This window comes from Shewanella sp. 125m-1 (genome assembly GCF_052977065.1).
This window is the reverse complement of sequence record NZ_JBRILT010000058.1, coordinates 1-14,594: the sequence shown is the minus strand read 5'-3', so window position 1 is coordinate 14,594 and position 14,594 is coordinate 1. Positions and strand designations below refer to the sequence as shown.

Annotated in this window: 13 protein-coding genes and 1 pseudogene; 9 read left to right on the top strand and 5 right to left on the bottom strand. The window is 38.4% G+C overall.

What is annotated here, in order from left to right; genetic code table 11:
* Positions 1-496: 496 nt before the first annotated feature.
* Entirely contained in the window at positions 497-1,525 is a 1,029-nt protein-coding gene (locus tag ACVBIK_RS18765; RefSeq protein WP_447159366.1) for a tyrosine-type recombinase/integrase, read from the bottom strand.
* Between the two features lie 913 nt (positions 1,526-2,438).
* On the opposite strand from ACVBIK_RS18765, the gene ACVBIK_RS18760 reads away from it, so the two are divergent.
* Positions 2,439-3,008, top strand: coding sequence for a hypothetical protein (locus ACVBIK_RS18760; protein WP_447170257.1), 570 nt, complete (start codon positions 2,439-2,441; stop codon positions 3,006-3,008).
* Between the two features lie 87 nt (positions 3,009-3,095).
* On the opposite strand, the gene ACVBIK_RS18755 is transcribed toward ACVBIK_RS18760, so the two are convergent.
* The gene (locus ACVBIK_RS18755; RefSeq protein ID WP_447159309.1) at positions 3,096-4,142 is read right to left on the bottom strand and encodes an oxidoreductase family protein; all 1,047 of its coding nucleotides are present in this window, start codon (positions 4,140-4,142) and stop codon (positions 3,096-3,098) included.
* Between the two features lie 145 nt (positions 4,143-4,287).
* On the opposite strand from ACVBIK_RS18755, the gene ACVBIK_RS18750 reads away from it, so the two are divergent.
* From ACVBIK_RS18750 to ACVBIK_RS18720, 7 genes and pseudogenes are all read left to right on the top strand, one after another.
* Positions 4,288-4,677 carry a glycine zipper family protein gene (locus ACVBIK_RS18750; protein WP_447170256.1) on the top strand — a complete coding sequence of 130 codons (390 nt, stop codon included), beginning with the start codon at positions 4,288-4,290 and terminating at the stop codon, positions 4,675-4,677.
* Between the two features lie 444 nt (positions 4,678-5,121).
* Positions 5,122-5,817, top strand: coding sequence for an SDR family oxidoreductase (locus ACVBIK_RS18745; protein WP_447170255.1), 696 nt, complete (start codon positions 5,122-5,124; stop codon positions 5,815-5,817).
* A 348-nt stretch (positions 5,818-6,165) separates the two neighbouring features.
* Positions 6,166-6,573: pseudogene (locus ACVBIK_RS18740) on the top strand (ATP-dependent zinc protease family protein); the annotation flags it as partial.
* Positions 6,574-6,657: 84 nt separating this feature from the next.
* Positions 6,658-7,542: a 30S ribosomal protein S6--L-glutamate ligase gene (rimK, locus tag ACVBIK_RS18735; protein WP_447159365.1), complete on the top strand. Its 885-nt coding sequence runs from the start codon at positions 6,658-6,660 to the stop codon at positions 7,540-7,542.
* A 276-nt stretch (positions 7,543-7,818) separates the two neighbouring features.
* Positions 7,819-8,094, top strand: a complete 276-nt coding sequence (locus tag ACVBIK_RS18730) for a hypothetical protein (protein ID WP_447159306.1) — start codon at positions 7,819-7,821, stop codon at positions 8,092-8,094.
* A 111-nt stretch (positions 8,095-8,205) separates the two neighbouring features.
* Entirely contained in the window at positions 8,206-8,538 is a 333-nt protein-coding gene (locus ACVBIK_RS18725; RefSeq protein WP_447170254.1) for a hypothetical protein, read from the top strand.
* 194 nt (positions 8,539-8,732) lie between these two features.
* Complete coding sequence (locus ACVBIK_RS18720; protein WP_447170253.1) at positions 8,733-10,229, top strand: transporter substrate-binding domain-containing diguanylate cyclase; 1,497 nt, start codon at positions 8,733-8,735, stop codon at positions 10,227-10,229.
* A 45-nt stretch (positions 10,230-10,274) separates the two neighbouring features.
* Here the strand turns inward: ACVBIK_RS18720 and gap are convergent, their stop codons facing one another.
* Positions 10,275-11,285, bottom strand: a complete 1,011-nt coding sequence (gene gap, locus ACVBIK_RS18715; RefSeq protein ID WP_447159303.1) for a type I glyceraldehyde-3-phosphate dehydrogenase — start codon at positions 11,283-11,285, stop codon at positions 10,275-10,277.
* 219 nt (positions 11,286-11,504) lie between these two features.
* A complete protein-coding gene (locus tag ACVBIK_RS18710; protein ID WP_447159302.1) occupies positions 11,505-12,365 on the bottom strand; it encodes a DUF2989 domain-containing protein in 861 nt (286 codons plus the stop codon).
* Between the two features lie 204 nt (positions 12,366-12,569).
* On the opposite strand from ACVBIK_RS18710, the gene ACVBIK_RS18705 reads away from it, so the two are divergent.
* On the top strand, positions 12,570-14,006 hold the full coding sequence (locus tag ACVBIK_RS18705) for a glyceraldehyde-3-phosphate dehydrogenase (RefSeq protein ID WP_447159301.1): 1,437 nt from the start codon (positions 12,570-12,572) through the stop codon (positions 14,004-14,006).
* Between the two features lie 307 nt (positions 14,007-14,313).
* Here ACVBIK_RS18705 and ACVBIK_RS18700 read toward each other — a convergent pair.
* A partial coding sequence (locus tag ACVBIK_RS18700) for a hypothetical protein (protein ID WP_447170252.1) occupies positions 14,314-14,594 on the bottom strand: 281 nt, incomplete at its 5' end.

Below are 14,594 nucleotides of genomic sequence, written 5' to 3'. Positions count from 1 at the left end.
TGCAATATGTTTAAAGTGCAATATGTTTAAAGTGCAATATGTTTAAAGTGTAATATGTTTGTAGTGAAATATATTTAAAGCATGATACCTTCTTGAAATACACAGGCAACTCAGCTTCACAATAAACTTGTTTTATAACTAGGAGGTATATGCAAATTATTAAGGTAAGCGCATTACTTTTAATCGTAGCAATAACGTACATCATCTATATTTGAAAATGCTCTTAACATTAATTCGGTCTTAATCTTGCTCTGTTTTAAATATGAAATAGCGTGTTAAAGTAATATAGAATGAACTGCTGTATTTTAAATAAATTTAAAAAGTTATTTTTAAAACGATAAAAATCAATAATACTGTTGCGCTTTACATCAGAGCTTTATTTGGCAGTGAGAAGCCTGTCCAGGATTTACTGTTAACAAAATCAATCGGAAAGGGAGGCTTCAATCAGCTAAGTAGCATCGATTGCTGTCGAAACCAAGCACCACATATTAAACAACTAATCCTTTGGCTTTAGATAATGGCGAAGTGAACGCGGATCTGTATGACCCGTCCTACCCATAATATAGAGATGATCTTTATTGTTTTCATGTAGCTGGGTAACACAACCACTTCTTAAACTATGAGCACCATAAAAACGAGAGTTTAGTCCGGCTCTGTCGCAATATTTTTTTATCATCTGATAAATATCATCTCCCTTTAAGAAACCTTTTCCCATTCTTGGCTTGTTAACAATATAATCTCGTACACTGTTTCCATCTCGACTGAGGGATCTAAAAAGGTGGCCTTGTTTTATTTTAGTTGCCGTAAGCCATAGCTGTACAGCCTCATAAGCAGAAAACATTTCTTGTTTAGGAAGATCTTTCCACTCTCTTTGGCCCTGTTGATTACTTTTAGAGTAGGGCACTCGCACCTTGAGTTTTTCTCTCAAAAAACTAATATGTTCTACTTTAATTTCAGCCAACTCTGAACGTCTAAACCCACCTTGTAATCCAAGTTGTAAAATAGCTTTGTCTCGTAATCGCGTTAACTCTTGCGGCTGTTCATCGATCACAGACAATAGCATCTCTAGTTCATCATAAGTTATGGGTTGCTGATCGTAATCTGACATATGCCGATATTGATTGCGCATTAATCCACGCATAACTCTTATCACCAATGGATGTTCTGTTGGCGAATGAAAACTGGCTTGAATATGAAAAAAACGGATCGCGGCTAATCGAGTATTGATAGTTTGCTTTGAAAGCTGGTGGCCACTTTTTTCTTGGTACAAGTCTTTTTGATGACCGATAAACGAAATGACACTTCGTGGATCCGCGGGCAGGGCATTTAATCCGTGTTGTTCACAGTAACGTTGAAAGATCGAGAAACTTGAAGAGTAAACTCTGCGAGTATTGTGAGATATTTCATACTGAGTTTCATCTGCGGCACTTTTATAATCATCTAAGATTGAAACCGGCAATTGTTGCTCTCGAAAAAACTTTTCATCTGAACCTTGGGTGTACTGCGATTTGTTTAGGGTATTGATTTGAGGGTGAATATTGTCATAGCCAGAGGTAACGACATTAGCGTCGGGATCGCTTTTAGCATGAGGATCTACTGCTGCAATATTGACTGTTAATTCGACATCTGTTTTTTCTGCATTATTGTCAATATCATTTATGTTTTTATCAACACTCATCTTTCAAATACACCTAAAACCAACATCTGCTTGTGGAGAATAGCCTAGTAAATCACTGATATTCTACATAAATCCTGTATTTTCTACCAGCGATAATCGTCATTATCACTGGTAGAGATTGAAAAAGATAGAATTGCGTTTTTTATGAACAAAGGTAGCCATTCTTTGCTCACTTTAACAGCAATAGTGAAACCAAAACTTAGTGGTTAAAATTAACCTTCTCAGGTGCATTGCACTTGAGAAAATCATTTTAATAAAGAATGGTGTAACCATTTTAATGTTTGAAATTGGTTCTAAATTGACTTAGCTTTGAGTTGGCTTTGAGTTAGAACTAGTTTAAATAAATTGAGACAAGGCATAGGTAAATAACGTGGCAATAATATCTAATAGGTAAGTCTGACATCATTATAATTTGAGTAAAATTTTACACAGTAAAACTATCCTGCAGAAGGACGGCCATTAAGACCAAGCTAACTAGAAACAAGATAGCAAGAAACAGAGTATTTATGAATAAGCTAGATTAGCATGTAGGTTCTAATATGTGAGTGATAACACTTGGTAACAACGGGTTTAGTAAGGTGACACCATTTTATCTGTCTTACCTATATGTATAGAGGGCAATATAAAAACACTAGATTTAATAGATAGTTATATAGAGAAAAGAGTAATACTTTTATATAATGTGGTTACACCATACTTTATCTGTTGGTTATTTCCTTATGCATTATTCTGATACTTATACAGGGCTCGAGAATTTATTATGGTCACACAAAAAATGTTATCTGAGGTTGAACAAAAGTCTAAGCTTGTGACTGAGTCTAAATCTGGTACAGATACAAAAAATCCAGTTAAGCCAGCACAAGTTTGGCAGTACCATAACGCAAAGCCGACAGCAGGGCGGATGTTAAAACTGCTGCAACTCGATGAACTGATATTTGCGTTACCTTTGATCTATCGTCTCATTCCATTAACTGAAGTTACAAAGAGAAAAGACTGGTTCGTTGAATTTAATTCTAATGGCGATAGTCATCAGCTGTATATTCTGTTGACAGAAAGTTTATCAGAGCTAAATCATAAGCGTAAACAGAATCGTGGTTTAGATATAGCTTTGGAAAAATCGAATATTTTGCTCAACCAGTACTTCAGTGATTATGGTTGGAGAATGGTTCGCAAAGAATTATCGCAAATAAAAAAACGTAAAAAAAAATCACATATAGAGATTGGTAATGATTTAGTCACTCGCTTAAAAGAGTTCATGTCTATCAATCAAGTCGATACTTTTGATCAAGCAATTGATTTTCTGTTAAGTGAATATCAAGATAGAAACTAAAGAGTGAGGAACACTTGGCTAATATATAAGAAATTTTATCCAAGTATATTCTTGCCTTTCACTCGGTTTGCTCTCGGTTTAGTTCTGTTAAACGTTAAGATACGCAGGATCATTACAATAATTTAAAGCCGTTTGCGTTATCTTTTCACTGAATCGATTTCGTTTTGTGTGTTCTGGTGCCCAGCCAACGAGGAAGCGTTCAAAGTCAGCCCAGGCAAAAAAGACTAATTTTTGCCACTCTTTGATGACGAGTAAGGCATCAATATTGGGTTGGTATAATTCTATGGCCCTTGCAAGCTCTGAAAAATAATCATGCAGTAATACTGAGAAATTACTCTCGCAGTCTATTTCAGTCAAACAACTACCAAGCAAGTAAATGACATCTTTAACACCCACTCCAGTGCCTACATATTGAAAATCGACAGCGGCCACATCCGTGAATTTTTTGTTAAAACAAAAGTTTGCAACTTTGGCATCACCATGTACTAGTGTCTGATATTTGCATTGTTTCAGTATGTTATCTATCTTGGCTGCATTTGATTTTAACATTGTATCAGGCATTGCAAGCCATTCTTCATGGCGAGTTTCAAGATGCCAATATGTTCCAATTGGCCAAAGCCCTTCATGTGCAGTCTCAGTTGAAATTTTTAAAAACTTTGCATGAAAATGCGCTAACCAACGAAGACATAACTTAGTTTGATCTATCGTCAGACATGACGCTCTCGTTGAAAACCCGTTTGAATCTAGATCAGTCATAACAATCAGCTGGGTCAATCCATCTCTATGTTTGAAGCTTGTCATCCCTAATAGCATAGGTACTTGACAATTATGATCGCACTGGTCGGCAAAGTCTTTATAAAAGTTCATTTCAACTTTATAAGAGTTGAGTTTTCTCTGATGTGAAAAAGAGCCAGCCCATCCTCTTGGGTGCTTTACCTGCTTTGGCGGACAGATATGTTTTACGATAAAGGTATTTGCACTCTTGAGCTTGCTCTGTGTTGATGAAGTGAATCGGTATCTTGCTATCTCACCATATCCAGCCCAGAGCGACTGTATTGTTTCTACTTTGTAGAAAGATTGTGTGCCCAATATGTAAGACAAGGCCTCCTCAACAGATTTTACATTTTGTTTCATTAATGAGCCTTAGTGAAGATCTGTTCAAGTGATGGACAGGAAAAAGGCTGTACTATAATCGATATACATAAGAATTCAAAACAGAGTATGTCCATTGATTCTGTTGATGATTAAAGTAAAATTATTTGATAAATAGGAATTGTTAATGAAAAGTTATTTATTAGCAATTGGTTGTATGTTGTTACCGTTTAGTGCCATAGCCAATATTATTGTGGATAAAACAGGAGTTGATGAGAAGGACTATGTATATGATTTGCATCAATGTACAGAGTTATCAACTCAAGTTAAACACAAAAGTACAGACTCGAGCGCTGTTGGCACTGCAGCTAAAGGTGCTGCAATTGGCTCTGCCGGTAAGGCTATCGCAGGTGGTTCAGGTTCCGATGGGGCAAAACAGGGCGCTGCAATAGGGCTCGGTATTGGGGTGATTTCTAAGGGTAGAGAGAAGCGCCAAAACAGAGATTCATTTAAAGCCGAGCAGCAAACAGTGATCAAAAACTGTATGACAAATCGTGGCTATGCGGTCTTAAATTAACAGGATAAATGGGATTACATTTAAACTTGCAAGAGAGGGTCCATACTTGCCAGTTGTTACTCACATGTGATTCTGTGGTTGCAGAAGCTCATCTGCAGTAGCTAAACTTTCATCACTTAAATTGGTGTGAGTTTTACACTTTCTTTACCTTTGCAATCTGATTAGGTGTTCTGCTTTATCTTTAACATAGACTAAGTCTATCAGGGCAAGCATGGCGCTGTATCGGTATCCAATAGTCGAGCAGACGCTCTAACACTTGATTTGCTGAATAATATCGTTTGATAACACATTTATATAATAGACAAGCTTTTGAAATGCATAGATGTTAATGAGTAACTAATACTTCATATTTTGTATTTTTTTCCTCATTATTTCGCAACTTTGCTTGACTCTGAACTAGACTGAGCTTTGATGATAGAACTCGATCTTTTTAAGGTAAATTAAATGACTAAACATGTACTCATAACTGGTGGGAATCGCGGAATAGGCCGGGCGTTCGTTGAGCACTATTTAAAGGCGGGCTGGCAAGTTACAGCTAGTTGCCGAAACCCCAAAAAAGCAGTAGAGCTGTCGGTGCTAAAGTCGAACTTCGATCAGCTAAAGGTGATAGCGCTAGATGTTACTGTGGCAGATTCCATTTCGGCATTAACCACTGAATTAGATGGCGTTCCGATAGATCTACTCATCAATAACGCCGGGTATTATGGTCCTAAGGGAGTCAGCTTTGGACAAACGGATGCAAATGAGTGGCGAAGAGTACTCGAGATCAACACCATTGCCCCTTTACTAATAACAGAAGCCTTATATACAAATCTCAAACTTGGGTCTAACAGCATTGCTGCATTTATCTCTTCCAAAGTTGGAAGTATGCAGGATAACAGAAGTGGAGGGGGCTATTACTATCGCTCGTCAAAAGCGGCACTAAACTCTGTCGTTAAAAGCCTTTCAATCGATCTTAAAGCTGATGATATTAAATGTGTCGCCTTACACCCTGGCTGGGTGCTAACTGCAATGGGGGGGCCTAATGCATTAATAGATACAGATGCATCAGTAAAAGGAATGATGCAAGTATTAGACTCTTTAACACAAGAACAAAGTGGTGAATTTTATGATTATCAGGCTAAGGTGATCCCTTGGTAACAGTATTTAGAACAGAATACGTTACACGGTTGCACCTGGATAAAAACGATTGCTGTTGAGAACTACTGACTGACAAATTGTAAAAATAACACATTTATTATGTGTATAAATTATAATTTACTTAATGAAACTACTCAAAAAAACATATTTTTGATACTCTACATCTTTAATCGAGTTAACGTGATGTCAGCCGTTCATACGTCTATAAAACGACGATGAACATCTCAGTTTTCAGGATTTTAGAAAAAAATCTATCGGTATGCAGAAAATAACTAAAATTTAGTTTGCATCTGCTGAAAAAAGGAGTACTTTCGCGCTCCTTAATTTAACTTAACTGGAAGAATTGTAATGAGCGACAATAAGTTTATTATCGGAAGTGAAGAGTGGTGTGCATTCCCAGCTCTTGGTGTTCCTGCAATTAAGGCTAGAGTAGACTCTGGCGCCAGAACGTCATCAATCCATGCTGTCAATATCCGACCTTTTAAAAGAGAAGGCGAGCCATGGGTTTCTTTTGAGCTTCACCCGATACAAAATAGTCGCAAGATCATTCTTCGATGTGAAAGTAAAGTTATCGATCGTCGTAATATCAAGAGTTCAAATGGCGAATCAGAAAAGCGTTACGTTATTGCCTCTGTTATTCAGCTAGGTGGTCACGCGTGGGAAGTTGAACTTACATTAACGAACCGCGATAGCATGGGTTACCGCATGTTGTTAGGCCGTGAAGCGATGAGCAACAAGACCTTAGTTGACCCTTCTGCTTCATTTTGCTTAGGTGAGCAAAATGATGATGAAGTTGAAAAACTATATGGTGTTAAATCGGCTAAGAAAAGCGGTTTAAAGATCGGCTTACTAGCGAGCAACCCTGACTTATACAGTAACCGCCGTATAATCGAAGCTGGTGAACAGCGCGGTCATGAGATGGTATTCTTAAACATCAAGCAATGTTATTTAAAGCTTGATGCTTCTGAGCCTGAAGTACATTACCGTGGTGGCCGTATATTAAACGACCTCGATGCGGTTATTCCGCGGATCAGACCAAGTATGACTTTTTACGGTTGTGCGTTAACACGCCACTTTGAAAGTCTGAATATCATGGCGCTTAATACTTCTGATGCGATAACACGCTCAAGAGACAAACTATTCTCTTTGCAGTTATTGCAAAAGAATAACTTAGATATTCCTACCAGTGGATTTGCAAATTCACCTGTTGATACTAAAGATCTAATCGATATGGTTGGTGGTGCACCACTTATCGTTAAGCTACTTGAAGGTACTCAAGGCAAAGGCGTTGTACTTGCAGAAACGACAAAAGCAGCTGAAAGTGTGATTAATGCTTTTAAATCGTTACATGTAAATCTATTGGTACAAGAGTTTATCAAAGAAGCTCAAGGTAAGGATTTACGTTGCTTTGTAATCGACGGTAAGGTTGTTGCTTCTATCGAGCGTACAGCGGCTCCTGGTGAGTTTAGAGCTAACATTCATCAAGGTGGTAGTGCATCTATCGTTTCGGTAAGTGCTGCTGAGCGCCAGTTAGCACTTAAAGCGGCTAAGACAATGGGACTTCGTGTTGCCGGTGTTGATATTATCCGTTCAAGCCGTGGACCACTTTTACTGGAGATCAACTCATCGCCAGGACTAGAAGGTATTGAGTCTGCTACTGGTATTGATATTGCTGGTGCAATGATTGATTCAATAGAGAAGAAGTTAGGTTGGAAGCCTGAATAATTAGCATCCAATAACGACTTAATTAAAAGCGTTATGTCTCAGACATAGCGCTTTTTTTTCATCCAATATCCGAATGCTTTTTGTGGCATTCTGCAATAAGTTTACCTTCATATAACAATCATTACTTTGGTGAGCCGTAGCTGGCTTTAGATGAACAGGAATAATGAAGCAATGACGATTATGCTAGGTTAAAGGCCGCCATTTTGAGTAAAATTTTTTACTCAAATAGTACTTTGTGCTACTTTTATTACTTACTTTTTTTCTATGGAGGAAATTGTGAAGTCCACAGTAGACAAAATGTTAGTTAAGCATGACAAGCTCGTTCATTCAGAAGATGTTAAAGTTTGTTCCCATACACAAAGAGCTAAAGATGACTGGGTCATTCACACTGTCATGATTGATAACTGTGATACTCCTTTTACGTTCAGGCGAACCAAAAAATATAAGAGTTTGAGCGGTGCCCGTGTAAACATGACTTATTATCCAGACAAGCAGGGGGTTGCTGGCTTCGAAATGGATATTTTTAAAGTCGTGAGAATAAAACGAAGTTAACCCTGGAACGTGTCTTTGTTGATAATATAGCCATTAAGCCAACGTACAGCGTTAGAAAGTTACTATTTACCCCAATAGCCTAATAGCAGGGCAAACTTTACAGGGGTAAATATGCATTCCACTAGACAACAAGCTCTTCAATGTCAGGATTTTGAGCCGCGAGTGATTACTCAAGACAAAGTGACAAGTCTCACATTACTTATTCATGCATCTATAAGGCTTACTCAACGAGCCTTATTGATGCGTTATCACAATTTAGACCAAATATCAGCGCTTACACTTCTTAGTCATAAATCTGAAGCTCTAGAGTTACACCGTGCAGTGTTAAATACTGGAATGGGTGATAGCGAGAAGCACATACTAATTAGCTATATCAATCAAAATATCGAAGTAATAGATGAAGCTATTGGATCTAGTTCAACAGAAAAACGGAAATTTATCTAAACTCTCCTCTTCCTGCTCTTATTGCACACAATGGACTTATGGGGTTTATGTCGACATCAATACGCGCCGCCCCATAAAACATGCCAAAATTCGAAATTACGCTTGTTATCATTCTTAAGTGTTAATCATGCTTACATAAATCAGGTGACGTAGAGTAATTGTTTTAAAAGTGTTATTTTTACCCCTAAAGGATTATGGCAAAGGAACTGTATCCCGTGGCGACTTTCCCCAAAGGTGACCAAGAACAGCAAAAACCTAATACAATCAGTAAATCTCCATTCCTACGATTTGCGCCTTTAACTATCCTCTCAATGCTTATGTTATTGGTATTAATTCTCTTATTAACACCAATGTACCCAAACGGCATTGGAGCCTCATCTTATAATACGCCCAAAAGCACTATCGCACTCGTGATAGCGAACTCCAAAGCATGGAAACCCTTTTCTTACCTTGATGATAAAAATGAGCCCAGAGGTTTGCTAATTGATTTATGGAAAGAGTTTGGCGAGACTAATAAGATAGAAATTCAATTTCTTTTATCTGATTGGCAAGAATCTATCGATAATGTACGGCTAGGTAAAGCCGACATACATGCTGGCTTAGTATGGTCAAATGATAGGGCGAGGTATTTGGACTACGCTAATAACCTCGCTCAGCTAGAAGGTCAACTATTTGTAGAGCAGTCTTTACTTAGCGATAGTTTAGATTCAATTATAGAGCACACAACGCTAGGCGTGATAGAAGGAAGCTATGAAGATAACTTCATCCGTCAAGCTTACCCAAAAGCTAAATTTATCCGTTTTAAAAATAATGAGCAGATGATTGAAGCGGCTTTACGTTCTGACATCAACGCCTTTGTAGCTGATTTTCAAGTTGCAAACTTTTATTTGTATACATCAAACAGGCAAAGTGCTTTTGCACCTGTCCAGCATCTTTATACCGCGTCAGTTAAACCCGCTGTAGCAAAAGGGAATGAGGTACTGCTTAATTTTGTTAAGAATGGATTTAACCGCGTAGAGCAGGACACTTTGAATCGTATTCAGAGGAAATGGTTGCATGTTGAAACGGTATACCCGAGTTACTTACTGCCACTACTGATAGTTTTATCGTTAAGCATGATTGCGATTTACGTTATACAGCTTAAAAGAACCGTCATGCTGCGAACTAAAGAACTCTACTCGGCAAATCAGGAATTACAATTATTGGCGAAGAAAGATTCATTAACGGGTATCGATAATCGACGTGCTTTTATGAGTGAGTTTGAACGTCAAAATAATATTAGAAAAACTAGTATTACGCTATTACTGTTCGATATCGATGGATTTAAAGGGGTTAATGATACGTTTGGCCACCAGGTTGGTGATCAAACGATTATAGAAATCGTCAAAAGAGTGGAACTAACACTTTGTGGAAGCGCTGTATTTGGCCGTGTAGGAGGCGAAGAGTTTTGTGTTTTTTTGACTGGGCTTAACGAAGAGCAAGCAGAAGCTTTTGCTAATACGATACAAAGATGTATTTCAGAGGCGAAGGTAGATAGCGATGCTGGACAGTTAGTTATTACCGTTAGCCTAGGTGCCATTTATTGCAAGAACGTTGATATAGATTGCACTTACTTGATGAATCAAGCCGATCTACTTATGTATAAAGCGAAAGGTAATGGTCGTAATTGTTTCGAGTTCTCAAGTATATAACAATAAAAACCCAGCATTCGCTGGGTTTTTATTACAACATTCGAATTACTTAGCAGACATAAGTGCAACTGCATTATCTAACATGCGGTTACTGAAGCCCCATTCGTTGTCGTACCATGCCATTACTTTTACTAGACGACCGTTAACGCGAGTTTGAGTTGCGTCAAAGTTTGAAGAGTATGGATTATGGTTAAAGTCGATTGATACCAATGGCTCGTGGTTTACAGCTAACACTTCACTCAATGGAGCAACAGAAGCTGCTTTCTCAATGATGGCGTTGATCTCTTCAACACTTGTGTCACGTGCAGCCACGAAAGACAGGTCAACGAGTGACACGTTAACAGTAGGTACACGTACTGCTAGTCCATCAAACTTACCAGCAAGCTCAGGAACAACAAGACCTACAGCTGCAGCAGCACCCGTCTGTGTTGGGATCATTGACATTGCAGCAGCACGAGCACGGCGTAGGTCAGTGTGGTAAACGTCAGACAAACGTTGATCATTGGTGTATGCATGAATCGTTGTCATAAGACCTGATTCAATACCAATTTCATCATTTAACGGCTTAGCAAATGGAGCTAAACAGTTAGTAGTACAAGACGCATTTGAAATCACAGTCATATCGCTGGTGATAACATCGTTGTTTACGCCGTAAACAACAGTTGCATCCACATTTTTACCAGGAGCAGAAATAAGTACTTTCTTTGCGCCAGCGTCTAAATGTGATTGAACAGATTCTTTAGAAGTGAAGATACCAGTACATTCAAATACCACGTCGATATCTAGCTCTTTCCAAGGAAGCTTTGAAGGGTCACGCTCTTGGAAGGTAAGGATTTTATCTTCGTTAACAAAAATAGCGTCATCAGTATGCTCAACTTTAGCGTTAAAGCGTCCATGTACTGAGTCGTACTTAGTTAAATGAGCGTTGATTGAAGCGTCACCTAAATCGTTAAGTGCAACGATCTTGATAGGATAGTTCTTCTCGCTTTCATATAGAGCACGTAGAACATTGCGGCCGATACGGCCATAGCCGTTAATTGCAACTCGGATAGTCATCTCATATCCCTCAGGTAAATGTTTAAAAGTATCTGGTAGTAAAATTACCAAACTGACAGCTATCGTCAAGTTATATCGGCTATAAAAGCCACTTTGTCAGCGTAATTTAGGTAATTTTTTTACACATGTCGCGATTCCAAGCAATTATTGCATAAATGTACAAAAAACTTGAAACTTGGCAAATATATTGCCAAAATTAAATGATAGTTAAATGTCAGCTTATAATGGTAAATAAGCTTCATTCATATCTTTATCAAGTAGTTTCTTTAATTTACTCTTTTGATAACTTCCAGATTGTAGTTGATCTGCAAGTATTAACGCGTCTTTATCTAATTTGCGCTGCAATCTTTTATCACCTTTCAGCAACGCCAGCATTTGCTCTTCGGAAAAATTAGCCTCAGTTAATTCAATATTTGTTTTAGAGAGCCAATAATCGATTTCTAACTGGTTTTCTTGTCGATAGAGTGTCGCTAAAGCAAGTAACCAATCAGGGTTAAAGTTTTCTTCAGTACTGCCATCGAGCACCTCAGTATAGAGCTGCTTAGACTTAGCCTGGTTTATTCTAAGATAGTAAGAAGCCAACTCTGCTTTTAATACTATATCGGTAATAGCTCCGCGTTCCTCTGCGGCAAACAATATTCTCTCGGCCTGAGGATCATTAAATCGAGACCAATGATAGTAGGCGAGGTGAGGATCATTACTGCCCTTAGTGGTTGCTTCCAGCTCAGCTAATGATTGTGAACTTAACCCAAATGCTCTAGCACGATCATTGGTTCGCTCAGGATGCAAAATATGTTGAACTCCAGCTGCCAATTCAACACATTTATTGTAGCGTTCTAAATATAACAATTGCTCATAAACTAGCTTACCTGAGGGCTCCGGTGTACCTTTCAACTTGAATCGATTACGGATCAGGTCACCTTTTTCGAAGCGACACCAACTATCTTTGTGCAAATCGGCACAAAGTTCGGGATTTTTGTTACAAATCACCTGAGTATTTGTAGGTCCTTCACAGCCAAAAAGCCCCAAAAAAGCGCTAATTCCTAAAAATGATGTAAACATTACAAAGTTTTTGTTCAAACATGGCTCCAAGCGGACTTTTTTCTAATAAAATTACATTGTTAACGAAAATTTCTGACTAGCCTGAAAGCTAACTTTTCATTACAATGGCGCCGACCAAACGGGGAAAGAACCCTAATATAACGTTAGATTATTGGTCTTTTCTTTTTGTTACTCAAACATTTCTAATTAAAAAATTGGAAAAGTGAGATAAAGGATCTGTTAATGAGCGCTGATAAACACCTACAAAGTTGGCAAGAACGTTTCGAAATGGCAGAGGCTATGCAACCTCTACTTGGTAAATTATATCGTAACCAAGGTGTAGAAGTCGTCGTCTATGGCAAACCTCTGCTAAATGCTTCTACAATCGAAATCATTAAATCGCACCGTTTAGTGCGTCGCCATGTTGGTGAAAAACTGAGATTACGTGAAAGCTTTCCATTTATCGAGGCTTTAAGTAAGTTAGCGGTAAAACAATGTAAAGTTGATATCGGTAAACTGGCAGTCAATTACTGGCGCGAGTATCAAGATGCGAGTCAAATAGAGGCTTATATGAGCCGCGAACTTGCAGATGCAATCACCTTAGAAGACACACAAGCAGCCAAAGATGTTGTGCTATACGGATTTGGCCGTATCGGACGCTTACTCGCTCGTCTTCTTATCGAAAGAACAGGTGTAAGCAATAAGCTTAGACTACGCGCAATTGTACTTCGTGGTGGCCGCAAGGGCGATTTAGAAAAACGTGCCAGTTTATTGCGTCGTGACTCTGTACATGGTCCATTCAATGGCTCTGTAGAAGTTGACGAAGAAAACAATGCAATCATTGCCAATGGTACCTACATTCAGGTTATCTACGCAAATTCTCCAGATGAAGTCGATTACACTAAGTTTGGTATTTCAAATGCACTTGTGGTTGATAACACAGGTATTTGGAAAGATGAAGCGGGTCTAGGTCTACATCTTAAGTCACCTGGTGCAAGTAAAGTGTTACTTACCGCTCCTGCAAAAGGAGCCATTAAAAATATCGTTTATGGTGTTAACGAGTCAGACATTCTTGACGAAGATACAATTGTATCTGCAGCAAGCTGTACGACTAACGCTATTACCCCAGTACTAAAAGCTGTTAACGATAAATATGGCATCGTAAATGGTCACGTTGAGACTATTCACTCATACACCAATGACCAAAATCTTATCGATAACTACCACAGTGCAGATCGCCGTGGTCGCAGTGCACCACTAAACATGGTCATTACTGAAACGGGCGCAGCTAAAGCAGTTTCAAAAGCACTACCTGTGCTTGAAGGTAAGTTAACAGGCAACGCTATTCGTGTTCCAACACCAAATGTGTCTATGGCTATCATTAGCCTTAACCTCGACGGTGAAACGAATAAACATGAAATGAACGAGTACCTAAAAGATATGGCGCTGCAGTCTGAACTGCAAAACCAAATTGATTACACTGATTCGACTGAAATCGTATCAAGTGATTTAGTCGGTTCACGTTACGCGGGTGTTGTGGACTCACAAGCGACTATTGCTGACGGTAACCGTACTATTCTTTATGTATGGTATGACAACGAATTTGGTTACAGCTGTCAAGTTGTGGGTGTGATGCAAAAAATGCTTGGTCTTAACTACCAATCATTACCTAATGCATAAATGCTAATTAGGATTAAGCTTAGATCGCAGATCTAAGTAACTAAAACGCCTCTATTTATAGGGGCGTTTTTTGTTTTAAGTATTATTGGTTGAAACGTACTAACAGTAATAGGTATAACTACAGGCTGCTCTGGGGTTTTAAAAACTCAGGTCTTAAAATACATTATCCTTAAAATAATAAAGTCATCACGGTTCTTAGAATAAAGTCATCACGATACTTATCGCCAATCAGTTAGAACGCGCGTTCACCACCGAGAGTTTTACATTCCTGAGCTAATGCCATTAAGTTAAAGACAAGCCAATTAATTTACTCCGGTATTAATGGTTCCGGTATTGACGCTAGCAAAGAAGCTAAAACCATGGCAATGCAAATAAATGTAGTCGAGGGCAGGTGAGTCGCTTTACCATTTTGACTATCTAATAAGCAAAAAGCTGCAATATTGTTTGTATTGATGGATTTAACATCAAACAGTCGTAAAAAAGGTTTTTCTCGATTGACTCTGACAACCAAATCGGTAGAATGCCATTCCGTAGTCAAGGGGAAGCGAACTAAGCAAGAACTTGAATACAGTTTAAATTGAAAAGCGA

What these genes read in the sequence shown, in the direction of transcription:
- ACVBIK_RS18755 (WP_447159309.1), bottom strand. Translation starts at nt 4,142, where the DNA reads ATGAAACAAAATGTAAAATCTGTTGAGGAGGCCTTGTCTTACATATTG.
- ACVBIK_RS18750 (WP_447170256.1), top strand. Translation starts at nt 4,288, where the DNA reads ATGAAAAGTTATTTATTAGCAATTGGTTGTATGTTGTTACCGTTTAGT.
- ACVBIK_RS18720 (WP_447170253.1), top strand. Translation starts at nt 8,733, where the DNA reads ATGGCAAAGGAACTGTATCCCGTGGCGACTTTCCCCAAAGGTGACCAA.
- ACVBIK_RS18705 (WP_447159301.1), top strand. Translation starts at nt 12,570, where the DNA reads ATGAGCGCTGATAAACACCTACAAAGTTGGCAAGAACGTTTCGAAATG.
- ACVBIK_RS18760 (WP_447170257.1), top strand. Translation starts at nt 2,439, where the DNA reads ATGGTCACACAAAAAATGTTATCTGAGGTTGAACAAAAGTCTAAGCTT.
- ACVBIK_RS18745 (WP_447170255.1), top strand. Translation starts at nt 5,122, where the DNA reads ATGACTAAACATGTACTCATAACTGGTGGGAATCGCGGAATAGGCCGG.
- ACVBIK_RS18725 (WP_447170254.1), top strand. Translation starts at nt 8,206, where the DNA reads ATGCATTCCACTAGACAACAAGCTCTTCAATGTCAGGATTTTGAGCCG.
- gap (WP_447159303.1), bottom strand. Translation starts at nt 11,285, where the DNA reads ATGACTATCCGAGTTGCAATTAACGGCTATGGCCGTATCGGCCGCAAT.